Source organism: Stenotrophomonas sp. 10N36, assembly GCF_056395005.1.
Genome location: NZ_JBFTIS010000007.1, coordinates 11,459 through 34,776 on the forward strand (window position 1 = coordinate 11,459; position 23,318 = coordinate 34,776).

Sequence of the window (23,318 nt, forward strand, 5' to 3'; positions counted from 1 at the left end):
CGGGACGGGAGGGCGGACTGTACCGCGGGCGATGTCTACAAGGTGCGTTGGCGCAAGGCCTTCAGGCGCGCACCGAACCACACCGCGGCGGTCTGTTCGGGCTGGCCCGGGCAGGCAATGCGGTAAGGCTTGCCGCTCATGCTGCTCTGGCTGGCGGCCCGCTCGATGAACTGCTCGGCGGTGTCCACCTTGTCCTTCTTGAGCAGGTAGTCGTACTTGCGCTGCAGGTGAGCACGCGCCTCGGCGGCGTCATGCCAGCTGCCATTGCGCTGGAAGCGGCAGCTGGAACCATCCAGCGCGCCGATCAGGCCGGCGATCTCGCGGCGGGCGGTGTCGCTCGGGGCGGCCAGCGCCACGCCGGGGGCGATGAGGGCCAGTGCAAGCACTGCGCGGAGGCGATGGGTCATGCGGAACGTTCCTTCAACCAATCGGTGATCGTACCGGGCACCTCGCGCTGGGCGCGGCCGGACACGTAGATGCCGATATGGCCGCCACGGAAACTGCTTTCGGTGTAGTCGCTGCTGCCGATCCGGCCGCGCATCGCGCGTGACGCATCCGGCGGTACCAGGTGGTCCTGCTCGGCATAGATGTTCAGCACCGGCAGGGTGACCTGCGACAGCTGGACCATGTCTTCGCCGATCTTGATGCCGTCGTGCATCAGGCCGTTGCCCTGGTAGAACTGCTTGATGAAATCACGGAAGGTCTCGCCGGCAAGGTCGGGCGAATCGAAGATCCACTTTTCCATGCGCAGGAAATCCTGCAGCGCGGCCTTGTCGTCCAGGATGTCGAGCAGGCCGACGTATTTCTGCACGTTGAGCCGGAACGGCTTGAGCATCAGGTAGCTGGCATTCATCAGGTCGGCCGGGATGTTGCCCAGCGTGTCCACCAGCAGGTCCACGTCCACCTGCCGCGCCCAGTGCGACAGCATGTTGTCGGGGGTCTGGAAGTCGACCGGGGTGACCATCGTGATCAGGTTGGCCAGCTTGTGCTGGCGCAGCGCGGCGTAGCACAGCGCGAACACCCCGCCCTGGCAGATGCCGAGCATGTTGATCGGGGCGCCCGACTGCGCCCGCAGGTGGTCCACCGCGCCGTCCACGAAGCGCAGCAGGTAGTCCTCGAGCGTCTGGTAGCGCTCGGAGCGGTCCGGGTAACCCCAGTCCAGCACGTACACATCGTGGCCGAGCGCGAGCAGGCGCTGGACCAGCGAGCGGTCGGCCTGCAGGTCCACCATGTACGGGCGGTTGACCAGCGCGTAGACGATCAGCAGCGGGGTGCGCTGGACCGGGGCATCGTCGCCGACGAAGCGGTACAGCACGACCTTGCCGTCGCGCCACACTTCCTCGCGCGCGGTGGCGCCGTAGTCCACGTCCTCCACCGACGGCAGTAGGGTCAACCCGTCCAGCAGCTTGCGCTGCATGGCCAGGGTCTCCTGCAGCAGGTCCTCGGCGTTGAAGCCCAACGGCCCTTTCATGGCGTGCGCTTCCGCGGCTTGGCGGCGGCCGGTTTCGCCGACGCCTGGGGGGCGGTCTTTTTCACGCGGGCCGACGACGCCTTTTTCGCAGCGGGCTTGGCCGCCTTGGCCGCCTTCTTGACCGGGCCGGGCGTGGGCGCTGCGTCGCGGCGGGCCGCGCGCGGGCGCGACGCAGCTTTTGGTGCTTCAGCCGCTGCCGGCTGGGGCGCGACGCCGGCCGCCATGCGCCGTACCAGCCGCTCCAGGTCGGTGATGCGACGGTGCGCGGCATCCATTTCGGTGCGGGTGGGCATGCCGATCGCCTCGCACACCCGTTCGATCTCGTGCTGGGTGGCCGCGCGCAGGCGCATCTGCGCGTTGCCCAGTTCGGCATACACCTGCTGGAACGGCTCGGACATCGCCACCTTGGCGTACGCCTCCTCGGCCGCCTCGATCCACAGGTCGAACATCGCCCGCGCGCTGGTCAGCTGGTTGCCCGGCTGCTCGTGCTCGGCCAGGCGCTGCTCGAACAGTTTGAACGCATCGTCCAGCGCCTGCTTGATCTGGTCCACGTAGTCGCGCGAGTGCGCCTGGTAGTCCTGCTGGGCGCGCAGCAGCGCCTGCCAGCGGGCCTGGTGCTCACGACCGGGGCCGAACGCCGGGGTCTGCAGCCACGGGCCCAGGTCGCGCTGCAGGGTTTCCAGCAGCTTCAACAGGTCCGGGCCGCCGGCCTGGGTGTGGCCTCGCGCGCCCTGCAACATCCACTGCAGCAGCCCGTCGCCCTGGCCCTCGACGGCCTGTTTCCAAGCCTGGGCCACATCGGCGCTGCTGGCATCGCGGCCGGCGAACTGCGCGGCCACCTGCTGCATCGTGCCGTACCAGCCACCGGCCTGTTCGCGGAAACGGTGCACCGCGTCGTCGGCAGGGCTGCTGCTGGCGTTGGGCATCATCTGCGCCCACCAGTCGATGGCCTGCTGCCAACTGCCCTGCCCCGCGCCTAGTGCGCCGGGCGCGCCGGGAGGCACGGCAGCATGCCGCAGGGCATCGCCCCAGGCGCTGAAATACTGGCGTGCCAGGGCTTCGATGTCGCCCGCGTTGCCACCGCTGCCGGCCGTGCTCATCGGCGCGCTCCAGGCTGCAGGACGGTCAGGATCGGGGGCAATGACAGGGGCAGGTTCATGGCTTGGGAATACGCAGGGTCTTGCTGATCATCAGCGAGCCGGACAACGCGAACAACAGCACCATCGGGTGCAGCTGCCACGGACCCAGCTGCCACTGGCCCAACCACAGGTTGTGGCCGATGGCGCCCATGCTGGCGGCCACCGCCAGCACCACCACCAGCGCCAGGCTGGTGGGAATCGGCGTGCCTTCGAAGTACGGCACCTTGTCGCCCTCGCCCGCCAATGCCTCGGCCGTCACGTTGTAGCGCGCCAGGCGGCTGACCCCGCAGCACACGAAATAGCTCAGCACCAACCAGTCCCAGCCGCCCTGCATGCCGCAGGCGTAGGCCAGCGCGGCCGGGGCCACGCCAAAGGAGATGATGTCCGACAGCGAATCCAGCTCCCGGCCCAGCGTCGAGCTGGACTTGCGCCAGCGCGCGATGCGCCCGTCGAGCGCATCGAAGATGAAGGCCAGCGGGATCAATGCCATGCCGAACAACAGGTAGCTGCGCTGCCCGTCCTGCAGGAAGCGCATGGCGGCAAACACCGCGCCGGTGCCGCAGAACGCGTTGGCCAGGGTGAACCAGTCCGCCAGGTGGAACTCGCGCAGCATCGAGAAGTGACGTTTCATGGGTGATCTGTAGACGGCAATCGCAAGAGAGTACCGCGAGCAGCCCAAACCGTGACAGAGCGGCTCGGCCGACGCCTTGGCGACGCCTTCACGGGACAACGACATGCGGTGAATTTTTGGCCACCCATCTTGACAGCGAGAACTGGCGGGGGCTGCCATGGCTTATCCACAAACTTGCGCACCAGTCATCCACACCCCCTGTGGACAACTCCGTCTCAGCCGCCGCGACGCTGGTTATTTATTGATCACCGATGGCCGGTTGACAGCTGCCGCCCGTTCCAGGGCCGGCGCCGGGCAGTGTCCCAAGCGCTCCGTCCACGGGTATGCTGGTGGGTGGACACGCCGCCGCTACGTCCTGCCCGCCCCTTGCGACAGGAGTTGCCTGCGTGCTTTCACCCGAACATCTTGCCGCCCAGTTGCGGCACCCGCATGGGGACCATGCGCTGGCCGTGGCCGAGTCCATGAACCGCAGCAACGGCGCGCTGAACCAGGCGGCCATCGCCCTGCTGGCCGTCGCCGCGCGCGAACAGGTACTGGAGATCGGCCCGGGCAACGCGGCCTTCGCCGCTGACCTGCTGCGCGCGCCCGGCAGCCGCTATCTGGGCGTTGAGGTGTCGGCGGACATGGTCGATGCCGCGCAGGACCGCCTGACCGCCGCCGACCTGCACGACCGCGCCGCCGTCCGCCTGGGCGATGTGCATGCGCTGGAGCTGGAGGACGCCTGCATCGATGCGGCGTTGGCGGTCAACACCGTGTACTTCTGGGAACAGCCCGCGCTGGCGCTGGCCGAACTGGCCCGCGTCCTGCGCCCCGGCGGCCGGCTGTGCCTGGCCTTCGGCGATGCGGCGTTCATGCGCACCCTGCCCTTTACCGCGCATGGGTTCCACCTGCATGAGCTGGCCGAGGTGGAGCTGGCCATGCGCAGCAGTGGGCTGCGGGTCTGCGGCTGGCGGGCGCACCGGGAAACCGGCACCAGCAATGACGGGCGCCAGGTGGAAAAGCACTTCCATCTGTTGCTGGCGCGGCGGTGATGCCGGGCGGTGTTGGGTTGGTTGGTTGGGTTGCCGGCCAGCGGCCGGCACTACCCGGTTACAGGCGGGTGTAGGTCCAGGACTGCATGGCGCCGTCGCGGTACGGCATCACCCCGTGGAAGGCGCGCGGGTCGTCGCCGAACACCAGCGGCAGGAAGCTGCGGTCCCCTTCCCACAGCGGCAGGGTGTCCAGCTTGTCCAGGTCCACCCACTCCAGGGTGCCCTCGGGGTTGGAGGTGAGCGGCGTGCCGGTGAAATCGTCGATCACGAACACGAACCCGAACCAGTCTTCGCCGTGCTTGCCGAAGCCCGGCCAGCTGATGGTGCCGCGCAGGCGCATGGTGCCGCATTCGATCCCGGCTTCCTCGCGGATCTCGCGGCGCATGCAGGCCGCAGCGTCTTCGTCGCGCTCCATCTTGCCGCCCAGGCCGTTGTACTTGCCCAGGTGCAGATCGCCCGGGCGGGCGTTGCGGTGGATCATCAGGGCTTGCTTGCCGTCGGGCGAAATCACGTAGCCGAGGGTGGCCATGATCGGGGTATAGGGCATGAGGCAGGGGCTCAACAGGCACAAACCCCGATTATGCGCGATCGGCGCGGCGCGGTTGGCTCAGCTGGCCACGCGGCTGCGCTGGGTGTCGGCCGGGGCCGGCAGCGCATCGCCATCACGGCGCAGGGTGGCCACGCCGTGACCGCGCTCGGCCAGGTATTCCAGCCATTTGCCAAGGAAGGTGTTCATGCGCATGCGGTGGCTGATCAACTCGGCCGGCGGCGGGTACATGCCCACCACGTCCTGCCAGCGCCGCCCCACGTAACAGTGGGTGGTCTCGGCCTGGCGCGCGTCACGGTACAGCCGCACATAGGCCGACGGATCCGGCTGCCCGGTGACCGGGTCGGCGAAGTCGTAGGTCAGGCGCAGTTCGACCGTGTAGCGGTGGCACTCGATGACGTCCAGGCGGACGTCCAGCCCATCGCCCACCGACGACACGTAGCTGCCGGCCACCAGTTCGGCCGGTGCGAACAGCCGCACCAGGTGCTGGTAGTTTTCCGCGTACAGGCCCATCAGCCAGCTCAGACGGCTGAGCCTGGGGATGCGTTCGATGCGGGGCGTTGCCTGGGCCATGGGGTCGATCCTACACGTTGATCCTTCAACGTGGGGGCGGCCAGGCCCCGGCCAAAGGGGTCAATACAACTCGCGCTGCAGCCCCAGGGTGGTCAGCACCTTGCTGGAAATCTCCTCGATCGAGGTGTGCGTGGTGCTCAGGGTCGGGATGCGCTCCATGCGGAACATGGTCTCGGCCGCGGCCACCTCGCGCTTGCAGGTCTCCAGGTTGGCGTAGCGCGAGTTCGGGCGGCGCTCCTGGCGGATCTGCTGCAGGCGGTCCGGGTCGATGGTCAGGCCGAACAGCTTCTTGCGGTACGGGCGCAGCCGGGGCGGCAGGCGATCCTGCTCCAGGTCTTCGTCGGTGAGCGGGTAATTGGCCGCGCGCACCCCGTAATGCAGGGCCAGGTAGATGCAGGTGGGGGTCTTGCCGGCCCGCGACACCGCCACCAGGATCACGTCGGCGTCGTCGTAGTTGATGGCAATGCCGTCATCGTGGGTCAGCGCGAAGTTCATCGCGTTGATGCGCCGGTGGTAGGTCTCGAAGTCCACCATGCCGTGCGCCTGGCCCACCCGGGAGTGGCGGTTGACCGCCAGTTCGCGCTCCAGGGGCTCGATGAAGGGGGCGAATACGTCCAGCATCAACCCGCCGCTTTCGGCCAGGATGATGCTCAGCCCGCTGTCCACGCAGGAACTGACCACGATCGGCCGGACCTGGTAGCGCTCCCCGGCTGCACGGATCCTTTCACACGCTTCGCGGGCCTTTTCCGGATCATCGATGAACGACATCCGGTCGGTAATGAAGCTGAACCCGGAGAACTGGGTCAACAGGCTATGCCCAATGGTTTCAGCGGTGATACCGGTTCCATCGGACACGTAGAACACCGGACGGATCGTCGACATACGGCTTTTACCCCCTACGAAGCTTAAAAAGGCTGTCGATACAAGCTTGTGCCGACAGCGGTCTGCCCGGCATCATATCGGCTTCTTCCTACGGACGTGGCCATCCAAGCCCGCCTCGGGCGATGGCCAAACGGAGCATCGCGCTTGAACGAGAATATCCTGTGGTTGCACGAACTGCGCTTGGCCGATCTGGCCCGCGTAGGCGGCAAGAATTCGTCGCTGGGCGAAATGATCGGCAATCTTGCCGGCCTGGGGGTTTCTGTCCCCGGCGGTTATGCAACCACCGCTGAAGCCTTCAAGGACTTCATCGCGCACAACGATCTGTCCAAGCGCATCTTCGACAAGCTGGCCACGCTGGACGTGGAAGATGTCGCCGCGCTCACCGTAGCGGGCAAGGAAATCCGCGGCTGGGTCATCGACGCCCCGCTGCAGCCGCAGCTGGACCAGGACATCCGCAGCGCCTACAAAAAGCTGTGCGACGAGAACGGCGGCGGTGACGTGGCCGTGGCAGTGCGCTCCTCGGCCACCGCCGAAGATCTGCCCGATGCGTCGTTTGCCGGCCAGCAGGAAACCTTCCTCAACGTCACCGGTGCCGACGATGTCGTGCTCAAGGTCAAGGAAGTGTTCGCCTCGCTGTACAACGACCGCGCCATCGCCTACCGCGTCCACCACGGTTTCAAGCACGAAGACGTGTTCCTGTCCTCGGGCGTGCAGCTGATGGTGCGTTCGGGCGTGGGTTCGTCCGGCGTGCTGTTCACCCTGGACACCGAGTCCGGCTTCCGCGACGTGGTGTTTGTCACCTCCTCGTTCGGCCTGGGCGAAATGGTCGTGCAGGGTGCGGTCAACCCCGACGAGTTCTACGTCTACAAGCCCACCCTGAGCGCCGGCAAGCCGGCGATCCTGCGCCGTTCGCTGGGCAGCAAGGCCATCCGCATGGTGTATTCGGATGTCCCCGGTGAGCGCGTGCGCATCGAAGACACCCCCGCCGAGCAGCGCAACGTCTTCTCGATCAGCGACGAGGACGTGCAGGAACTGTCCAAGCAGGCGCTGGTCATCGAGAAGCACTACGGCCGCCCGATGGATATCGAGTGGGCCAAGGACGGCGTAAGCGGCAAGCTGTTCATCGTGCAGGCGCGCCCGGAAACGGTGAAGTCGCGTGGCCATGCCACCCAGATCGAGCGCTTCGCGCTGAGCCAGAAGGACGGCAAGGTGCTGGCCGAAGGCCGCGCCGTCGGCGCCAAGATCGGTGCCGGTACCGCCCGCGTGGTGAAGTCGCTGGAAGACATGGCCCGCGTGCAGCCCGGCGACGTGCTGATTGCCGACATGACCGACCCCGACTGGGAGCCGGTGATGAAGCGTGCCTCGGCCATCGTGACCAACCGCGGTGGCCGTACCTGCCACGCGGCGATCATCGCCCGTGAGCTGGGCGTGCCGGCCGTGGTCGGCTCGGGCAACGCCACCCAGCTGATCCAGGATGGCCAGCAGGTCACCGTGAGCTGCGCCGAGGGTGACACCGGCTTCATCTACGACGGCATCCTCGAGTTCGAGCGCACCACCACGGACCTGGGCAACATGCCGCCGGCGCCGCTGAAGATCATGATGAACGTGGCCAACCCGGAACGTGCCTTCGACTTCGGCCAGCTGCCGAACGCCGGCATCGGCCTGGCCCGCCTGGAGATGATCATTGCCAGCCACATCGGCATCCATCCCAACGCGCTGCTGGAATACGACCGCCAGGACGCGGCGACCAAGAAGAAGATCGACGAGAAGATCGCCGGTTACGCTGATCCGGTCAGCTTCTACGTCGGTCGCCTTGCCGAAGGCATCGCCACGCTGACCGCCTCGGTCGCGCCGAACCCGGTGATCGTGCGCCTGTCGGACTTCAAGTCCAACGAGTACGCCAACCTGATCGGCGGCAGCAATTACGAACCGCACGAAGAGAACCCGATGATCGGCTTCCGCGGCGCCAGCCGTTACGTCGACCCGAGCTTCTCGGCCGCCTTCGCCCTGGAATGCCAAGCCGTGCTGCGCGTGCGCAACGAGATGGGCCTGGACAACCTGTGGGTCATGATTCCGTTCGTGCGCACCCTGGAAGAAGGCCGCAAGGTCGTCGAGGTGCTTGAACAGAATGGCCTCAAGCAGGGCGAGAACGGCCTGAAGATCATCATGATGTGCGAAGTGCCGTCCAACGCACTGCTCGCCGATGAGTTCCTGGAGATCTTCGACGGCTTCTCGATCGGCTCCAACGACCTGACCCAGCTGACCCTGGGCCTGGACCGCGATTCGTCGATCGTGGCGCACCTGTTCGACGAGCGGAACCCGGCGGTGAAGAAGCTGCTGTCGATGGCGATCAAGTCGGCGCGCGCCAAGGGCAAGTACGTGGGCATCTGCGGGCAGGGCCCGTCCGATCACCCGGACCTGGCCGAATGGCTGATGCAGGAAGGGATCGAGTCGGTGTCGCTGAACCCGGACACCGTGGTCGACACCTGGCTGCGCCTGGCCAAGCTGAAAGCCAAGGGCTGATCCAGCAAGACCGGCAGCAAACAGAACCCCGCGCAAGCGGGGTTTTGTCTTGTGTGGCCCCGGTAGAGCCGACCGTTGGTCGGCTGCCGCGCAGGGCGCGGCGGATCGTGCCGAATGGTCGCCCCCGGTAGAGCCGACCGTTGGTCGGCTGCCGTGCACGGCGCGACGGATCGTGCCGAATGGTCGACCCCGGTAGAGCCGACCGTTGGTCGGCTGCCGCGCACGGCGCGGCGGATCGTGCCGAATGGTCGACCCCGGTAGAGCCGACCGTTGGTCGGCTGCCGCGCACGGCGCGGCGGAGCCTGCCGATATGCGCGGTGTCGGATCGGAGGGCAGCTGACCAACGGTCAGCTCTACCCACCGACGGCCGTGGACGATTTGTCCATCTGGGCCGTGTCATCGCGAACCCGGGCGGCTACGCCCGCCCGGTGGATCGCGGGCGGCGTCCATCCGCCCCGCTGACACATCCCGGGTAGAGCCGACCGTTGGTCGGCTGCTCCGGAAGGTCGGCTGCTCCGGAAGGTCGGCTGCTCCGGAAGGTCGGCTGCTCCGGTCGGTCGGCTACTCCGGCTGCATCCCCCCGTCACCCCACACCCAAAAGGGACATCGCCCGATAGCCACCCCATGCACCCAACGGCCACCCTGCAGGCATGCCCAGCCCACGCCTCCACTACGGCCGCCACTCGTGCATCGGCATCGTGTACGCGCTGACGACCATCACCCATGCGCGTATACGCCACTTCCACCAGCCCGACCTGGCCGGGCACGTCATGCAGGTGCTGCACGCACTGGAGCATGAGCACCGGGTCTGCAACCTCGCGTGGGTGGTCATGCCGGACCACCTGCACTGGCTGATGCAGCTGCGGCAGGGCACCTTGGGTGCCTGCCTGCAACGTTTCAAATCACGCAGCAGCCTGCATATCAACCGGCACCTGGGCCGCAGCGGGCCGGTCTGGCAACCCGGCTATTTCGATCACGCCCTACGCAAGGACGACGACCTGCGCCGCCAAGCCACCTACATCCTCGCCAACCCGGTCCGTGCCGGTCTGGCAGAGGCGATTGGTGAGTACCCCTACTCGTGGTGCCGCTGGCCCACCGACGACCCACCCCGGTAGAGCCGACCGTTGGTCGGCTGCGGCGCATCCAGCCGAGCCCCGTGGTCTCACCCCAGGTAGAGCCGACCGTTGGTCGGCTGCCGCGCATCGCGTGGCGGATCGTGCCGATATACGTGGCGTCGGACCGGAGAGCAGCTGACCAACGGTCAGCTCTACCCCCATGGACCGCGGGTGATTCGTCCATCCGAGTGGATCGTGGGCGACGTCCATCCACGCCGCATGGACCCATCCGGGTAGAGCCGACCGTTGGTCGGCTGCCGCGCATCGCGCGGCAGATCATGCCGATTTGCATGGCGCCGGATGGGAAGGCAGCTGACCAACGGTCAGCTCTACCCCCATGGACCACGGGTGATTCGTCCATCCGTGGGGATCGTGGACGGTCTCCATCCGCGCCCCATAGACACATCCCGGGTAGAGCCGACCGTTGGTCGGCTGCCGCGCATCGCGCGGCGGATCCTGCCGGTATGCATGCACCGGGATGGAGAGCAGCTGACCAACGGTCAGCTCTACCGCCATGGACCGCGGGTGATTCGTCCATCCGAGGGGATCGTGGGCCGTGTCCATCCACGCCGCATGGACACATCCCGGGTAGAGCCGACCGTTGGTCGGCTGCCGTGCATCGCGCGGCGCATGCTGCGGATGTGCATGGCGTCGGATTGGAGAGCAGCTGACCAACGGTCAGCTCTACGCAACGGGCAGCTGACCAACGGTCAGCTCTACCCCCCTCTGGGTGCGCGCCTTCAGGCTTCGGCGGTTTCTGCCACCGGGTAATCGGTGAAGCCTTCCGCGCCGCCGCCGAAGAACGTGGCCTTGTCCGGGGCATTCAATGGCAGGCCCTGGCGCAGGCGATCGGGCAGGTCGGGGTTGGCGATGAACGGTCGGCCGAAGGCGATCAGGTCGGCCCAGCCCTTGGTCAGCGCCTCTTCGGCGCGTTCAACGGTGTACTTGCCGGCATAGATCAAGGTGCCACGGTAGAGCATGCGCAGGGCTTCCTTGAAGGCCACCGGCATCACCGGTGCGTCGTCCCAGTCGGCCTCGGCGATGTGCAGGTAACCCACGCCGATACTGTCCAACAGGTGTGCGGCCGCCAGGTAGGTCGCCTGCGGGGTGTCGTCCACCGCGCCCTGCAGCGTGGTCAGCGGGGCCAGGCGCACGCCGACGCGCTCGGCGCCGATCGCCTCGGACACCGCTTCGACCACCTCGCGCAGGAAGCGCAGCCGGTTCTGCAGCGGGCCACCGTAGGCGTCGGTGCGCTGGTTGGCCTGCGAGTCGATGAACTGGTTGATCAGGTAGCCGTTGGCGCCATGCAGTTCGATGCCGTCGAACCCGGCGGCGATCGCGTTGCGTGCCGCCTGCGCGTAGTCGCGGACGATGCCGGGGATTTCCTCGATCGCCAGCGCGCGCGGCATCGAGTGCTGCACCATCTCGCCCACGCCGCCCTGCGGGCCCCTGCCCTGCGGATCGACGAACACCTTGACGCCTTCGGCCTGCAACGCCGAGGAGGACACCGGCGCGCCGCCGTCGGGCTGCAGCGCGGTATGCGACACCCGGCCGACGTGCCAAAGCTGGGCCACGATGCGGCCGCCGGCGGCGTGCACCGCGTCGGTCACGTCGCGCCAGCCGGCGATCTGCGCGTCATCGTGGATGCCCGGGGTCCAGGCGTAGCCCTGGCCCTGCTGGCTGATCTGGGTGCCTTCGCTGACGATCAGGCCGGCCGAGGCGCGCTGCGCGTAGTAGGCGGCCATCAACGGGGTGGCGACATTGCCATCGGCCGCGCGCGAGCGGGTCATCGGCGGCATCACGATACGGTTGGGCAGCGTCAGCGCGCCCAGGCGGTAGGGGGTGAACAACATGGAACAGCATCCTTCGAAACAGGTATGCCCGAAGGATGGGGGCTGGCAGGCAGCTGCAACAGCGCGACCACGGCAAAACAGTTGTGCCCCCAGCGCAACGATCCTGCCGTGGCCCGGCGCAGCGGGCTCAGCCGCGCTGGCCGGCCAGCATCGAATAGGCCGTACGCACCGTTTCATAGCCGTAGGTGCGCTCCAGCCGGCGCACGATGAAGTGGCCGCGCGCCATGTCCTGGTAGTAGTCGGTGAACATGGTGTTGAGCGTGGCGCCGGTGACCGCGCCGATGATCGGCACCGCCTGCGCGGCGAACTTCTCAGTGACCACCACGCCAAAGCGCGCAGCCACCTTCTCCACGATCTTGGCCAACCACTTCCCGGCCTCTTTCGGGGTCAGGCCGATCATCACCCCGCCCCCGCTGGCGGCGCGCCCGGCCAGTTCGGCCGACAGGTGCCGCATCACTTCGGCGGTGAAGCCACGGGTGATGTAGTAGCCGGTCTCGCTGGCATCGTCGCCGGTGGCATTGCCACCCAGTGCGAACACCTCCAGGCAGGCGTGCCGGGTGCTGAGGTCGCGCAGGTCGAAGCCTTCGCTGCGTGCCACGTCGGCCACCGACCGCATCATGATGGTGGTGGAGACCGGCAGTTCGATGAACAACGAGGTGAAGCCGAACGCCCCGCCGACCGCGCCGCTGGTGGCAGCCGCCAGCTTGTGCCAGCGCGTGGACGCCGCCTTGCCGGGGGTGTTGTCCATGCTCCACAACGCCGCCTGGGCGGATTTGAACAGGGCGGCCTCGACCGCCCCGTGGATCCGCCTGGACACCACGTTCGGCAGCTTCTTCACCGCGAACTCCAGCGGCGAGCCGATCAGGTTGGCCATCTTGGCGGTAATCGTCGGCGACTCCAGCAGCGTGACGGCACGCTGCAGGTCGGCCCAGTCCTGCGAGGTGGGCAGGATCTGCGTGTCCAGCGGGGGTGGCATGCGGGAGATGGCGCTCATGGCCCGGATCATAGCGCCGGGCGGTTGAACGGAATGTGCGTCCCGCGTCAGGCCGTTGCGATCAGCCCGGCAGGCCCGACAGCGCGCCCATGAACTGGCGGTAATGGCGCAGTTCGGCGATCGAATCGTGCACGTCGCTCAGTGCGGTATGGCTGGCGGTCTTGGTCAGCCCGGCCGCCACGCTCGGCGCCCAACGCTTGGCCAGTTCCTTCACCGTGGACACGTCCAGGTTACGGTAATGGAAGTACTTCTCCAGCCGCGGCATCTCGCGGTGGAGGAAGCGGCGGTCCTGGCAGATCGAGTTGCCGCACATCGGCGAGGCACCGGCCTTGATCCACTGCGCCAGGAAATTCACCGTCTGCGCTTCGGCCTGGCCAAGGGTGACCTGGCTGTCGACCACGCGCTGCCACAGGCCGGAACGGCGGTGCTGGGTGCGGTTCCATTCGTCCATCGCTTCCAGGCGCTCGACCGGATGGTGGATGGCGAACTCGGGGCCTTCGGCAAGGACGTTCAACTGCGCATCGGTGACCACGGTGGCGATCTCGATGATCGCGTCGTTGTCGGTATCCAGACCGGTCATTTCCAGGTCGATCCAGATCAATCGTTCGCCTTCTGCGCCGTTGTCAGCCATGTCTACGCCTTGTGCAGGGGACGGCGCCGCAGCGCCGGCCGGGATGAGAATGGCCGATATGATACCGCCCCGGCGTCATCACCCCGTCGTGGACAGTGCCGGTTATTCCAGCAGCAGCGGTGGCTTGCCGCGTTTGGCGCGGAAGTAGTTGGTCAACCGGGTGCTGGCGTCCTTGGCCAGCACGCCGCCATGGATTTCCACGCGGTGGTTGTGGCGCGCATCGCCCAGCAGGTCGAACACGCTACCGCAGGCGCCGGTCTTGGGATCGCTGGCGGCATACACCACGCGTGCCACGCGCGCATGCACGATCGCCATGGCGCACATCGCGCACGGCTCCAAGGTTACATACAGGGTGCTGCCCACCAAACGGTGGTTGCTGATCGCCCTGCCCGCCTTGCGCATTGCCACGATTTCGGCATGCGCGCTGGGGTCGTGGTCGGCGATGTTGAGGTTCCAGCCTTCGCCCAGCAGCTGGCCGTCCGCGCCGACCAGCAGCGCACCCACCGGAATCTCGTTGAACTCGCGTTCGGCCCGCTCGGCCAGGGCCAGTGCGTGGCGCATCCAGTGCTCGTCCTGGTCGTGCACCGGCACGCCCAGCGGCGGCGGCGCGGGCAGGTACTCAACCATGGCCGTTGGCCTTGCGCACGAACGCCTCGAACGCGGCCAGGGTCGCTTCGCTCACATGATGCTCGATGCCTTCGGCATCGCGTCGCGCCGAATCGGCGTCCACGCCCAGTGCCAGCAGAAACTTCTCCACGGTCTGGTGGCGCGCGCGCATCTCCACCGCCAGCGCCTCGCCGGCCGGGGTGAGGAACACGCCCCGATACGGCCGCTGCACCGCCCAGCCTTCCTTGACCAACCGCTTCAGCGCCTTGGCCACGGTCGGCTGCGCCACGCCCAGGCGGGTGGCGATATCCACCTGGCGGGCCTCGCGGCCGTCGGCGATCAGGTCGGCGATGAGCTCCACGTAGTCTTCCACCAGCTCCGAGCGGCGCGCTTCGCGCACCTGCACGAAGCCCTCCGCGTGCGCTTCGGCGGCAAGCAACGGGGATTTCCTGGACAGGGAGGCTGGCGGCATGGGCGCGCGGATCCAAGGCGGCCGACAACGGCAATGGGGCCTATTCTACGCGTTGGGCCGTCATCGGGCAGCCGCGCCGGGCGGGCGGCGCGACACCGCGACCGAACGTGCACGGTGCGATACTTCGCGGCCATCGGTTGACCTGCCCCCGCCACCATGTCCGATCTTGCGCCCCTGCCCAGCCTGCCCCTTGGCCACTATCGCCATTTCAAGGGCGGCAACTACGACGTGATCGGCGTGGTGCGCCACAGCGAAACGCTGGAGCCGCTGGTGCTGTACCGCCCGCGCGATGCGGACGTGGGCCTGTGGGTACGTCCGTTCGCGATGTTCTGCGCGGAGGTGGAGGTGGACGGCGTGCGTCGCCCGCGCTTTGCCCGGGTCGACGCTGAGAGCTGAGCCCGCGTGGCCTCAGCGCTCGACCTGACTCAACGCTTCGATGCGCTTGGCGGTGTCGTGCAGCGCCGAGGTTGGCGCCGCGCTGGCAGCAATCCGTGCCGCCTGTTCGGCGACCGCCGCCAACGCGGCACGTACCGTCTGTTGCGCCTGGCCGTCGATATTGCCCTGCGTATCCTCCAGCTCCAGCTGCGCGCCGATCCATGCGGCCAGCACCTCGAAGCACCGCACGCTTACCGCATCCAGCTGCGAGGGGTTGGGGTCCAGCGCACACAGGGTCCCGAACAGGCTGCCGTCACGCCGGAACATCGGCACCGACAGATAGCTTTCGAAGCCGTACATCGCCGGCGTGGGATGGGTGGAGAACACCGGGTCGGCACTGGCGTGGTCGAACTGCACCGTGTGGTGGTGCTGGCGGATCTCGTCGCAGATGGTGGTTTCCAGCACCAGGTCCTGACCCGGTTGCAGCCCGAAGCCCAACAGATCGTGCACGGCGCACGCCGTCCAGCGCTCGGCGGTGACCCGCGCGACCGCGACAAAGCGCATGCCGGTCAGGCGGCTGGCCAGTTCCAGCAGGGCCGGCAGCGCCGGTAGTTCCAACAACGCGGCGACATCGGTCAGGCGCGGATCATGCGAGACCAGCATCGGCGCCAACGGCGGGGCCGTCAGTGCGAGGTCGTCCACCGGATTTTCGAGCGCGGCCATGCGCGCAGAGAGCACCTTGGCCGTGACCAGGTCGAACAGTTCGCGCACGGCGGCCGACAACCCACGCCCATCCCGGATATCCCCGACGAAGTGGATGCCCTGCCCTACCAGCCGCAGCTGTTCAACGCCGTGGTCCAGCCGCAATGCCGGCCAGGCCAAGCGATCCAAGACCCGCATCCAGTCATCGCCGGGCGTGGTGTCGAGCAACGCACTGACGATCACCCGCGACGGCCCCGGCCCGTCCTGCAGGCCAGGCAGGTCGAAGCCGACCACACTGGGGAAGCCGGAGCCTGTATGCATTGCGTACCTCGATGGGGCGGCGTGGGCCCCGTGCAGTCGTACCCGCCACATCGGGGATACAGGGGATGGATTGTCGCACGATCCTGCGAGACAGCCCGCGCGGCGCTTCACATTTGTGCTTCGAGCGCCTGTGTTGCCCGGCGGCGCATCACAGCATCCTACCCGGCAGCACGACAGAACCGGGAATTGCTGCGCCGCAGCAGTACAATGCCCCGCTCCCCGTTGCAACGCATCCGCCAACGCACCCGCATGAGCCTTTCGATTGCCCCCCTGGCCGCGCGCCTGTCCCCGCGCGAGCGCACCTTCATCCTGCTGGCCCTGTCGCTGGGTGGCTTCGCCATCGGCACCAGTGAGTTCGCCAGCATGGGCCTGATGCTGGAAATCAGCCGCGGCCTGTCGATCAGCGAAACCCAGGTGGGCCACCTGATCAGCGCCTACGCCATCGGCGTGGTGGTGGGTGCACCGGTCCTGGCCTTCGCCGGCGCCGGCTATGCCCGGCGCACGTTGCTGCTGGGGCTGATGGGCTTTTACGCGGTGGGCAACCTGGCCAGCGCGCTGGCCCCCAACTACAGCACCATGCTGGTGGCCCGGTTCGTGGCCGGCCTGCCGCACGGCGCGTACTTCGGCGTGGCGATGCTGGTGGCCGCGGCCATCAGCCCGCCCGCACAGCGCGGCGCGGCCATGTCCAAGGTGCTGCTGGGCCTGTCGGTGGCGATCCTGGTGGGCAACCCGCTCACCACCTGGCTGGGCCAGCAGTTCAGCTGGCGCACCGCCTTCGCGCTGGTCAGCGTGCTGGCCATCGCCACCGTGGTCATGATTGCGCGCTACCTGCTGCCCGACCCCGATGAAGTGCGCACCTCGCCGATGCGCGAACTGCGCGCATTCAACCGCACCCAGGTGTGGCTGGCGCTGGCGATCGGTTCGGTGGGGTTTGCCGGCATGTTCTGCGTGTTCACCTACCTGGCACCCACGCTGGTCCAGGTAACCGGCCTGGCCGAATCGTGGATGCCGCTGGCAGTGGGCATCTTCGGCATCGGCGCGATCATCGGCAACGTGGCCGGTGGCTGGCTGGTGGACCGCTTCCACTTCCGTGCCGCCGCGCTGGTGCTGGTGTGGTCGATCGTGGTGCTGCTGGCGTACCCGTTGGCGGCGCAGTCGGTGTGGAGCATCTTCCCGATGATCATTGCCGTGGGCACCATGGGCGCGCTGGCCGCGGTGCTGCAGACCCGCCTGATGGACGTGGCCGGCGAAGCACAGACGCTGGCCGCCGCGTCCAACCATGCCGCGTTCAATACCGCCAATGCACTGGGTCCGTGGTTCGGTGGCATGGCCATCGGCGCCGGTTTCAGCCCGGCCACTACCGGCTACGTCGGTGCGGCAACGGCACTGGGCGGCCTGCTGTTGTGGGGCGTTGCGGTGCTGGTGGACCGGCGCTCGCGCAGCGCGGTGGCCTGCGAGGGGTGAGCGCCGGGCTGCGCAACCGCAAGGCGCCCGGGTAAACTCCCGGGCCCTTCGAACATGGATGGTGCAATGAACACGGCTACGCCACCGGCCACCGCGCCCAAGGACCACATGGCGCTCGCGGTGATCAGCATCATCTGCGGGTTTCCGCCGTTCGGCATCGTCGCCACGATCCACGCCAACCGCGTGGCCCCGCATCGTCTGGCCGGCAACATGGCCTTGGCCACCACCGCATCGCGCAAGGCACTGCGCTGGTCGATCGCCTCGCTGGTCGCCATTCCCCTGCTGGGCGTGGTGCTGATCGGGTATGGTCTGCTGCTTCGCGTAGTGGGTTGAGGCGTTGGCGGCATGACGCAGTACTGGGGTCCCTCGGCGCAGGGCCAACGCATCACACAGTCGCCCGCGTGGCGACTGCAGCTGGGCGCAGCACAGATCACGCTGGACGTTGACGGGCACCTGCACCGGGCGCCGCTGCGTGCCACGTCGATAACGTTCAAGCGCGGCCTGTTCTGGACCGGGCTCACCCTGTTTGCCGACGATGCAACGGTGCACGTGGACGGGCTGCCCAATGCGCAGCTGGGCCCGCTGCAGGCCGCGTTGGCGCAGCGCCTGGACCCCGATGCTGCCGACCACCCGGTGCAGGCCATGCGCGAGGCGCTGGTGGTGATTGGCGAGTGGCTCGACGAGGCCGATGCCGCGTTGGCGCAGGCCGACCGCCAGCAGCGCTGGTTCACCACCGAGCACCAACACGCGCTGCTGCAGCGACGCCCGGCGCTGGCGCTGGATGACGAGGGGTTGTGGGCGGTGTTCGATGATCCGGACCTGCGCAGCCAGTTGCCTGGCGATGCATCGCAGATCGAAGACGACCTCAACCGCTGGTGCAGCGACTGGCCTGCCGCCTGGAAAGCCCGCAACGCAACGCACATGCAACGCGAACGCGAAGCGGCGGCATCCCTGCTGGACCGGGTGGAACAGCGCCCGCTGACCGACGAGCAGCTGCAGGCGGTGCTGTGCTTCGACAGCCGCGTGCTGGTGGTGGCCGCCGCAGGCTCGGGCAAGACCGCCACGATGGTGGCCAAGGCCGCCTATGCGGTGGACCGTGGGCTGGTGGCCGCCGAGCAGATCGTGATGCTGGCCTTCAACAAGGATGCCGCCAGCGAGCTGCAGCAGCGCGCCGACCACGCCTTCCAGCGGCTGGGGCTGGACGCCGAGGGCGTGCAGGCGCGCACGTTCCACGCGCTGGGCCGGCAGATCATCGGCCAGGCCACCGGGCGTTTCCCGACCGTGCCGGAGTGGGCGGTGGACGCCGGCCAGGGGTTGGAGCGGCTGGCCGATCTGGTGGACCAGCTCAAGGACCGCTCGCATGCGTTCCGGACCCAGTGGGACCTGTTCCGGCTGGTGTTCGGGCGCGACCTGGTTACGCAGGGCAGCGCGCCTATCGCCGATGGGTGGGAGGCCGACGGACGCGGCTACGTGCACACCCTCAACGGCGAGCGGGTGCAGGACATCGAGGCCTGCCTGATTGCCGACTGGCTGTTCTACAACGGGGTGGGCTACCGCTACGAACGCGGCGACCACTTCGACCCCGGCACCGAACGCCACGTGGCCGGTGCCGCGAGCTTCCACTACACCGGCACGCCGCTGCGGCACGAACACCGCAGCGGCGCGCCTGACACCACCGCGTGCGACCGCGCCGACACGCTGCACACCGATTCGGCCGCATTGCGCAGTGGCGCGCTGTTCGACCTGCTCGGCCAGGCGCTGGCCAGGCACGGGGTACTGCTTGACCCCAACCCCGACCGCGCACTGCCCGAGAGTGGCGCGCGGCCGATGCCCGACGCCGAACTGATCGCGCTGGTGCGCACCTTCATCAGCCACGCCAAGAGCAACGGGCTGACGGTGGAGGACATGGCGCAGCGCCTGCGTGCCCTGCCCGAGGACCAGTTCAAGCACCGCCATCGCCTGTTCCTGGCGCTGGCCGCGCCGATCCTGCAGGGCTGGGACGACGCACTGGCCGCTGAGCACGCGATCGACTTCGAGGACATGCTCAACCAGGCCGCCGAGCTGCTCGAGCAGGGCCGCTATGCCTCGCCCTACCAACTGGTGATGGCCGATGAATTCCAGGACGCCTCGCGCGCCCGTGCGCGCCTGTGCCGCGCACTGGTGCAGGCGCCGGGCCGGCACCTGTTCGCGGTGGGCGACGACTGGCAGTCGATCAACCGCTTCGCCGGCGCCGATGTGTCGGTGATGACCGGTTTCGTGGACTGGTTCGGACACGGCCAGGTGCTGAAGCTGGAGCAGACCTTCCGCTGCCCGCAGGCGCTGTGCGATGTGTCCAGCCGCTTCATCAGCCGGAACCCGGCGCAGATCAGCAAGCAGGTGCGGTCGCAGACCGCCGCGCAGGGGCCGGCGCTGATGGCCTTCCAGGTGGCCAACCGCGACCAGCTGCGCGATGCCGTGGGCCAGTACCTGCAGCAACTGCAGCGCCAGCTGCTCAATGGCGAGCGCGCACCGGGGCGCAGCGGCAAGTTGTCGGTGTTCGTGCTGGGCCGGTACAACGCCGACCGCGCGTTCGTGCCGCCCGATTGGCAGGCACGGTTCGGCCAGCAGCTGGAGGTTCGCTTCCTGACCGCGCACCGTGCCAAGGGCGCCGAGGCGGACGTGGTGATCCTGCCGGCCATGCTGGAGCGCAGCTTCCCCAACACCCGCGCCGACGACCCGGTGCTGGCGCTGGCCATGCCCCACGCCGACACCTGGCCGCTGGGCGAAGAGCGCCGCCTGTTCTACGTGGCGCTGACCCGCGCGCGGCGCACGGTGGCGATGTTCAGCGTGCGTGGCAGGCGCTCGGCGTTCCTCACCGAACTGGTGCAGTACGGCGCGGTGCAGGTGACATCGCTCGATGGCAAGCGCATCCAGGAACAGCCCTGCCCGGCCTGCGACGGCGGGGTGATCGTGCAGCGCACAGGGGCCTACGGCAGCTTCCAGTCGTGCTCGGGCTACCCGCGGTGCCAGTACAAGCCGCGCCAGCCGGCGGTGCACGCCACGCCTTGATGGGCCTCCGGCCGGATGCGGCGCCGCCACACCGCGCGGCCGGCTCGCTGAACTAGCGCAGGCCGTCGGTTGCGGTGTCGGAGGGCGCGCGCACCGGGGCGTACGTGCGCTCGATGCTGGCTTCACGATCCCGGCGCTGCTCGGCACAGCGCTGCTGCGCCGAGGTGAGGGTGCTGTCCGCGCTGCGGCGCTCGGCGCTGATCGACTGCTCCAGGCTGGCGATCTGCGCACGCACGCCCGCGTCGCGCGTGGCGGCGGCCAGTGCGTCTTCATCGGTGCGGCCCAATTGCTGGTTCAGTGCGGCTACCTGACGCTGATAGGTCTCGATGCGCCGGTCAATCGGCCCCTGGATGTTCGACCGCGCCGCGTTCATGCAGTTGCGCTCGGCGATGGACGCATCGGACAGATCGGTGGAGCGGAACACCGCCGACTGCGTGGCGGCCTCGCCCGGGGTCCGGGTTGCCGCCCGGCTCGCGCGGACGGTGACTTCCTTGGCGCCCGCGCCACACGGCTGCTGCGCGTACACGGTTTCACCCTTGGCGCCGGTGCATTTATAGACCTGCGCCTGGGCCGATGGCGCTGCGGCCAGCGCCCCTGCCGCGCACACCAGCGCCATGCCCCACCACTGCCTTCCGTCCATGAATGCACTCCGCCGTGTTCGTTGTAGGGCCATTCTTGACCGCTGGCATGGGAGCGCACCAGTACCGTCGTCCCGATTCCTGTTGTGCGGTTATGCTCCAGCCAGACGGCCCTGGCCTCCGGACACCCACGATGCGTAGATCGATCTTGCTGGAACTTGTCATCGCCCTGGCCACACCGCTGCCGGGTTGGGCAACCGCCATCCCTGGCGACGCACCGCCGCCCACACAGAGTGGCCAGCTGCAGGGTGCGCCATGGCGCATCGACCTGCCGGCGCGCTGGAACGGTGAACTGGTGATGCTTGCGCACGGCTTCGAGCCGGCCGGCACCCCGCGCGACGCGGTGTGGCCGGCCAACGATGCCACCCCCGCCCTGTTGAAGGCCGGGTACGCCGTGGCGCAGAGCGGGTACGCCAGCCAAGGCTGGGCGGTGAGCGATGCCATCGCCGACACCGAACGCCTGCGGCAGCACTTCCTGGACGCACATCCGCGCACGCAGCGCAGTTGGATTCTGGGCTTTTCGATGGGGGGCGCCGTGGCCATTGCCACGCTGGAACGCTACCCGCAGCACTACGCCGGCGGTGTGTCGTTGTGCGGGGCCAACCTGCCCGGGGAGGTGCTGGCCCGCGAAATGCTGACCACCCTGCTCGCGTTCGACACCCTGTTCCCTGCGCCCCCGGGGCTGCCGGTGGACGGGCTGGCCTCGACGGCCGCGGCCACGCTGCCACAACAGGCGCTGTATCCGGCCATCGACGCCGCCGTGCAATCGCAGCCGGCGCTGGCCGCCACCCTGGCCACGCGCCTGCAGGTGCCGGCCAACCAGTTGGCCGGCACCATCAGCCTGCACGCGCTGGTCTGGCACGACCTGGTCAGGCGCAGTGGCGGCGTTCCGGTGGGGAACCACGACACCGTGTATGCAGGGTTCGGCGATGACGCCGCCTTCAACGCTGCGGTGCGCCGCGTGGATGCCGACCCCGCCGCACAGGCCAATCTGCGTCGCCAGCTGGGGTTGAACGGCGCGCTGCAACGCCCGCTGGTGATCCAGTACAACCGCGACGACCCCACCATCAGCGCGCGCTTCGAAGAGGTGTACACCGCCCTGGCCGCCCACGCCGGTGCCCTCCGCCCGCCTACCTTGCTGCCGCGCACCGGGGAAGGCCATTGCGGCTTCGTCGATACCGACGTGGTAGGTGCCCTGCAGGCTGCCGCCCGCTGACGGGGTGTTGTAACCGCAACGTGGCCGCGCGGCCTCGGCGATGCCCCCGGGTAGTGCCGGCCGGCGACCGGCGTTTCCGGTGTGCCGCCACTGGTCGCCGGTCTGACGCGCACGGGGGCTGCCCCACCAATACCGCTACCATGTAGGCCCCCGGTCGGTGCAGTTGGTTCCAGATGAGTCGCGCAATCACGATGTACACCGCCGTCGGGGCGCATGGCACCGCGCATGGCATCGCCGGTCTTCAGCAGCGCGTGGACGCAGCGCAGACGTTGCCGGCGCTGTTCTGCGACGGCGAAGGCTGCACCGCGCAGGTCCGCTTCGTGCCCGAGCACACCCGCACCGGTGCGGATCGCGTGCCCGTCACGATTCCCGCCGGGATCCAGCTGGAAAAGGACGCCGAGCATGCGCCCACCTGCCGTTACAACGTGCCCGGCCGCCTGGACGCGCTGCTGGCCAGCACCCTCGATCCGGCGCTGGTGCATCGGCTGGAGGACGGCCGCCACGAGCTGCGGCTGCTGCCCCTGCACCAGGACCTGAAGCGTGGCGGCGGTCCGGCGCTGGATGCCCACCTGCGCACCGTGAACGCGCTGCTGGTGCTGCGCGCGATGTGCGACGACGACGCGCTGTTGGACGCCCGGGTGGTGTTGCGGCTGGGCAAGAAGCGGATGGCGTGGGATGCGTTCTTCTACGCACTGGACCGCTACGATGCGGCATGGGAGCGGGTGGACGCGGCCAGCAATGAGATTCCGCTGGCCCTGTCAGGCACCGTGCGCTCGCACCGGGCCGCGCAACCCGGCGCGGATTTCAGCACCACGTTCCTGAACTGCGCACCGAAGTACCAGCACACCGGCATCGTGGACGAGCGCGTGTTTGTCGAGGTCAGCGTGGGCCATGACGATGCGGCGTGGCTGCAGTCGTTCCCGGTGGGCGCGCAGGTGGTCATGCTGGGGCTGTGGCGGCTGGGCAGGACCAGCACCGCCAGCCGTCCGCACCCCACCGACCCGCGCCGCACCATCACCAATGTCACCTACAAACTCGCGCTGCGCCCGGTATCGAAGCAGCAACTGGTGGCGGTCAGCTAGACCG

The 23,318-nt window shown here is 68.3% G+C and carries 23 protein-coding genes; 9 read left to right on the forward strand and 14 right to left on the reverse strand.

The genetic code is table 11. The features are described 5' to 3' along the window. Positions 1-35 precede the first annotated feature (35 nt). The 4 genes from AC1DCJ_RS08775 to AC1DCJ_RS08790 are packed head-to-tail and all read right to left on the reverse strand — an operon-like array spanning position 36 to position 3,241. On the reverse strand, positions 36-407 hold the full coding sequence (locus tag AC1DCJ_RS08775; RefSeq protein ID WP_038687871.1) for a YfeK family protein: 372 nt from the start codon (positions 405-407) through the stop codon (positions 36-38). Further along, positions 404-1,471 (reverse strand): class III poly(R)-hydroxyalkanoic acid synthase subunit PhaC, encoded by a 1,068-nt coding sequence (gene phaC / locus AC1DCJ_RS08780; protein WP_478070713.1) that lies wholly within the window; start codon positions 1,469-1,471, stop codon positions 404-406. Before phaC ends, AC1DCJ_RS08775 begins: the two co-directional genes overlap by 4 nt. Further along, the gene (phaE, locus tag AC1DCJ_RS08785) at positions 1,468-2,571 is read right to left on the reverse strand and encodes a class III poly(R)-hydroxyalkanoic acid synthase subunit PhaE (protein WP_478070714.1); all 1,104 of its coding nucleotides are present in this window, start codon (positions 2,569-2,571) and stop codon (positions 1,468-1,470) included. The genes phaC and phaE overlap by 4 nt, the downstream gene beginning before the upstream one ends. Positions 2,572-2,626: 55 nt before the next feature. Beyond that, a complete protein-coding gene (locus AC1DCJ_RS08790) occupies positions 2,627-3,241 on the reverse strand; it encodes a CDP-alcohol phosphatidyltransferase family protein (protein ID WP_038687864.1) in 615 nt (204 codons plus the stop codon). Positions 3,242-3,627: 386 nt separating this feature from the next. Here AC1DCJ_RS08790 and AC1DCJ_RS08795 point away from each other — a divergent pair, with 386 nt between their 5' ends. After that, positions 3,628-4,272, forward strand: coding sequence for a class I SAM-dependent methyltransferase (locus AC1DCJ_RS08795; protein WP_313422569.1), 645 nt, complete (start codon positions 3,628-3,630; stop codon positions 4,270-4,272). A 58-nt stretch (positions 4,273-4,330) separates the two neighbouring features. Here the strand turns inward: AC1DCJ_RS08795 and AC1DCJ_RS08800 are convergent, their stop codons facing one another. Genes AC1DCJ_RS08800 through ppsR form a run of 3 tightly spaced genes read right to left on the reverse strand, consistent with a single transcriptional unit; the run spans position 4,331 to position 6,274 of the window. Then, a complete protein-coding gene (locus AC1DCJ_RS08800; RefSeq protein ID WP_038687861.1) occupies positions 4,331-4,819 on the reverse strand; it encodes an NUDIX hydrolase in 489 nt (162 codons plus the stop codon). A 60-nt stretch (positions 4,820-4,879) separates the two neighbouring features. Beyond that, a complete protein-coding gene (locus tag AC1DCJ_RS08805) occupies positions 4,880-5,392 on the reverse strand; it encodes a DUF1249 domain-containing protein (protein ID WP_128096178.1) in 513 nt (170 codons plus the stop codon). A gap of 60 nt (positions 5,393-5,452) precedes the next feature. Beyond that, a complete protein-coding gene (ppsR, locus tag AC1DCJ_RS08810; RefSeq protein ID WP_038687857.1) occupies positions 5,453-6,274 on the reverse strand; it encodes a posphoenolpyruvate synthetase regulatory kinase/phosphorylase PpsR in 822 nt (273 codons plus the stop codon). 144 nt (positions 6,275-6,418) lie between these two features. Between ppsR and ppsA the strand changes: the two genes are divergently transcribed. Then, the gene (ppsA, locus tag AC1DCJ_RS08815; protein WP_448133903.1) at positions 6,419-8,797 is read left to right on the forward strand and encodes a phosphoenolpyruvate synthase; all 2,379 of its coding nucleotides are present in this window, start codon (positions 6,419-6,421) and stop codon (positions 8,795-8,797) included. Positions 8,798-9,447: 650 nt separating this feature from the next. Continuing rightward, entirely contained in the window at positions 9,448-9,912 is a 465-nt protein-coding gene (locus AC1DCJ_RS08820; RefSeq protein WP_478070715.1) for an REP-associated tyrosine transposase, read from the forward strand. A 740-nt stretch (positions 9,913-10,652) separates the two neighbouring features. Here the strand turns inward: AC1DCJ_RS08820 and AC1DCJ_RS08825 are convergent. From AC1DCJ_RS08825 to mntR, 5 genes are all read right to left on the reverse strand, one after another. Beyond that, a complete protein-coding gene (locus AC1DCJ_RS08825; protein WP_448136030.1) occupies positions 10,653-11,765 on the reverse strand; it encodes an alkene reductase in 1,113 nt (370 codons plus the stop codon). 127 nt (positions 11,766-11,892) lie between these two features. Then, a complete protein-coding gene (locus AC1DCJ_RS08830; protein WP_478070716.1) occupies positions 11,893-12,759 on the reverse strand; it encodes an EcsC family protein in 867 nt (288 codons plus the stop codon). Between the two features lie 61 nt (positions 12,760-12,820). Beyond that, on the reverse strand, positions 12,821-13,390 hold the full coding sequence (gene orn, locus AC1DCJ_RS08835; RefSeq protein WP_038687851.1) for an oligoribonuclease: 570 nt from the start codon (positions 13,388-13,390) through the stop codon (positions 12,821-12,823). 102 nt (positions 13,391-13,492) lie between these two features. Then, positions 13,493-14,017, reverse strand: coding sequence for a tRNA adenosine(34) deaminase TadA (gene tadA / locus AC1DCJ_RS08840; protein WP_038692092.1), 525 nt, complete (start codon positions 14,015-14,017; stop codon positions 13,493-13,495). Further along, positions 14,010-14,468 carry a manganese-binding transcriptional regulator MntR gene (gene mntR / locus AC1DCJ_RS08845; RefSeq protein WP_038687850.1) on the reverse strand — a complete coding sequence of 153 codons (459 nt, stop codon included), beginning with the start codon at positions 14,466-14,468 and terminating at the stop codon, positions 14,010-14,012. The genes tadA and mntR overlap by 8 nt, the downstream gene beginning before the upstream one ends. Before the next feature lie 156 nt (positions 14,469-14,624). Between mntR and AC1DCJ_RS08850 the strand changes: the two genes are divergently transcribed. Next, entirely contained in the window at positions 14,625-14,864 is a 240-nt protein-coding gene (locus AC1DCJ_RS08850) for a DUF1653 domain-containing protein (protein WP_478070717.1), read from the forward strand. Positions 14,865-14,876: 12 nt separating this feature from the next. On the opposite strand, the gene AC1DCJ_RS08855 is transcribed toward AC1DCJ_RS08850, so the two are convergent. Next, entirely contained in the window at positions 14,877-15,866 is a 990-nt protein-coding gene (locus AC1DCJ_RS08855; protein ID WP_478070718.1) for a GAF domain-containing protein, read from the reverse strand. 249 nt (positions 15,867-16,115) lie between these two features. On the opposite strand from AC1DCJ_RS08855, the gene AC1DCJ_RS08860 reads away from it, so the two are divergent. From AC1DCJ_RS08860 to AC1DCJ_RS08870, 3 genes are all read left to right on the forward strand, one after another. Then, positions 16,116-17,330, forward strand: a complete 1,215-nt coding sequence (locus AC1DCJ_RS08860; RefSeq protein WP_038687844.1) for an MFS transporter — start codon at positions 16,116-16,118, stop codon at positions 17,328-17,330. A gap of 66 nt (positions 17,331-17,396) precedes the next feature. After that, the gene (locus tag AC1DCJ_RS08865) at positions 17,397-17,663 is read left to right on the forward strand and encodes a CD225/dispanin family protein (protein WP_448136034.1); all 267 of its coding nucleotides are present in this window, start codon (positions 17,397-17,399) and stop codon (positions 17,661-17,663) included. Between the two features lie 12 nt (positions 17,664-17,675). Beyond that, positions 17,676-20,378 (forward strand): UvrD-helicase domain-containing protein, encoded by a 2,703-nt coding sequence (locus tag AC1DCJ_RS08870; RefSeq protein ID WP_478070719.1) that lies wholly within the window; start codon positions 17,676-17,678, stop codon positions 20,376-20,378. A 52-nt stretch (positions 20,379-20,430) separates the two neighbouring features. Here AC1DCJ_RS08870 and AC1DCJ_RS08875 read toward each other — a convergent pair whose 3' ends face one another. Beyond that, on the reverse strand, positions 20,431-21,018 hold the full coding sequence (locus tag AC1DCJ_RS08875) for a DUF4124 domain-containing protein (RefSeq protein ID WP_478070720.1): 588 nt from the start codon (positions 21,016-21,018) through the stop codon (positions 20,431-20,433). A gap of 131 nt (positions 21,019-21,149) precedes the next feature. Here AC1DCJ_RS08875 and AC1DCJ_RS08880 point away from each other — a divergent pair, with 131 nt between their 5' ends. Both AC1DCJ_RS08880 and AC1DCJ_RS08885 read left to right on the forward strand, forming a co-directional pair. After that, the gene (locus AC1DCJ_RS08880; protein WP_478070721.1) at positions 21,150-22,232 is read left to right on the forward strand and encodes an alpha/beta hydrolase family protein; all 1,083 of its coding nucleotides are present in this window, start codon (positions 21,150-21,152) and stop codon (positions 22,230-22,232) included. A 173-nt stretch (positions 22,233-22,405) separates the two neighbouring features. Next, positions 22,406-23,314, forward strand: a complete 909-nt coding sequence (locus AC1DCJ_RS08885) for a hypothetical protein (RefSeq protein ID WP_478070722.1) — start codon at positions 22,406-22,408, stop codon at positions 23,312-23,314. The last annotated feature ends 4 nt before the right edge of the window (positions 23,315-23,318 follow it).

Bases quoted from the DNA above. Each gene is read 5' to 3' on its own strand.
- phaC (WP_478070713.1), bottom strand. From the start codon at position 1,471: ATGAAAGGGCCGTTGGGCTTCAACGCCGAGGACCTGCTGCAGGAGACC.
- AC1DCJ_RS08860 (WP_038687844.1), top strand. From the start codon at position 16,116: ATGAGCCTTTCGATTGCCCCCCTGGCCGCGCGCCTGTCCCCGCGCGAG.
- AC1DCJ_RS08855 (WP_478070718.1), bottom strand. From the start codon at position 15,866: ATGCATACAGGCTCCGGCTTCCCCAGTGTGGTCGGCTTCGACCTGCCT.
- AC1DCJ_RS08790 (WP_038687864.1), bottom strand. From the start codon at position 3,241: ATGAAACGTCACTTCTCGATGCTGCGCGAGTTCCACCTGGCGGACTGG.
- AC1DCJ_RS08875 (WP_478070720.1), bottom strand. From the start codon at position 21,018: ATGGACGGAAGGCAGTGGTGGGGCATGGCGCTGGTGTGCGCGGCAGGG.
- AC1DCJ_RS08850 (WP_478070717.1), top strand. From the start codon at position 14,625: ATGTCCGATCTTGCGCCCCTGCCCAGCCTGCCCCTTGGCCACTATCGC.
- AC1DCJ_RS08820 (WP_478070715.1), top strand. From the start codon at position 9,448: ATGCCCAGCCCACGCCTCCACTACGGCCGCCACTCGTGCATCGGCATC.
- AC1DCJ_RS08805 (WP_128096178.1), bottom strand. From the start codon at position 5,392: ATGGCCCAGGCAACGCCCCGCATCGAACGCATCCCCAGGCTCAGCCGT.
- orn (WP_038687851.1), bottom strand. From the start codon at position 13,390: ATGGCTGACAACGGCGCAGAAGGCGAACGATTGATCTGGATCGACCTG.
- tadA (WP_038692092.1), bottom strand. From the start codon at position 14,017: ATGGTTGAGTACCTGCCCGCGCCGCCGCCGCTGGGCGTGCCGGTGCAC.
- mntR (WP_038687850.1), bottom strand. From the start codon at position 14,468: ATGCCGCCAGCCTCCCTGTCCAGGAAATCCCCGTTGCTTGCCGCCGAA.
- AC1DCJ_RS08825 (WP_448136030.1), bottom strand. From the start codon at position 11,765: ATGTTGTTCACCCCCTACCGCCTGGGCGCGCTGACGCTGCCCAACCGT.
- AC1DCJ_RS08885 (WP_478070722.1), top strand. From the start codon at position 22,406: ATGAGTCGCGCAATCACGATGTACACCGCCGTCGGGGCGCATGGCACC.
- ppsR (WP_038687857.1), bottom strand. From the start codon at position 6,274: ATGTCGACGATCCGTCCGGTGTTCTACGTGTCCGATGGAACCGGTATC.
- AC1DCJ_RS08775 (WP_038687871.1), bottom strand. From the start codon at position 407: ATGACCCATCGCCTCCGCGCAGTGCTTGCACTGGCCCTCATCGCCCCC.
- AC1DCJ_RS08865 (WP_448136034.1), top strand. From the start codon at position 17,397: ATGAACACGGCTACGCCACCGGCCACCGCGCCCAAGGACCACATGGCG.
- AC1DCJ_RS08800 (WP_038687861.1), bottom strand. From the start codon at position 4,819: ATGCCCTATACCCCGATCATGGCCACCCTCGGCTACGTGATTTCGCCC.
- phaE (WP_478070714.1), bottom strand. From the start codon at position 2,571: ATGAGCACGGCCGGCAGCGGTGGCAACGCGGGCGACATCGAAGCCCTG.
- AC1DCJ_RS08870 (WP_478070719.1), top strand. From the start codon at position 17,676: ATGACGCAGTACTGGGGTCCCTCGGCGCAGGGCCAACGCATCACACAG.
- AC1DCJ_RS08880 (WP_478070721.1), top strand. From the start codon at position 21,150: ATGCGTAGATCGATCTTGCTGGAACTTGTCATCGCCCTGGCCACACCG.
- AC1DCJ_RS08830 (WP_478070716.1), bottom strand. From the start codon at position 12,759: ATGAGCGCCATCTCCCGCATGCCACCCCCGCTGGACACGCAGATCCTG.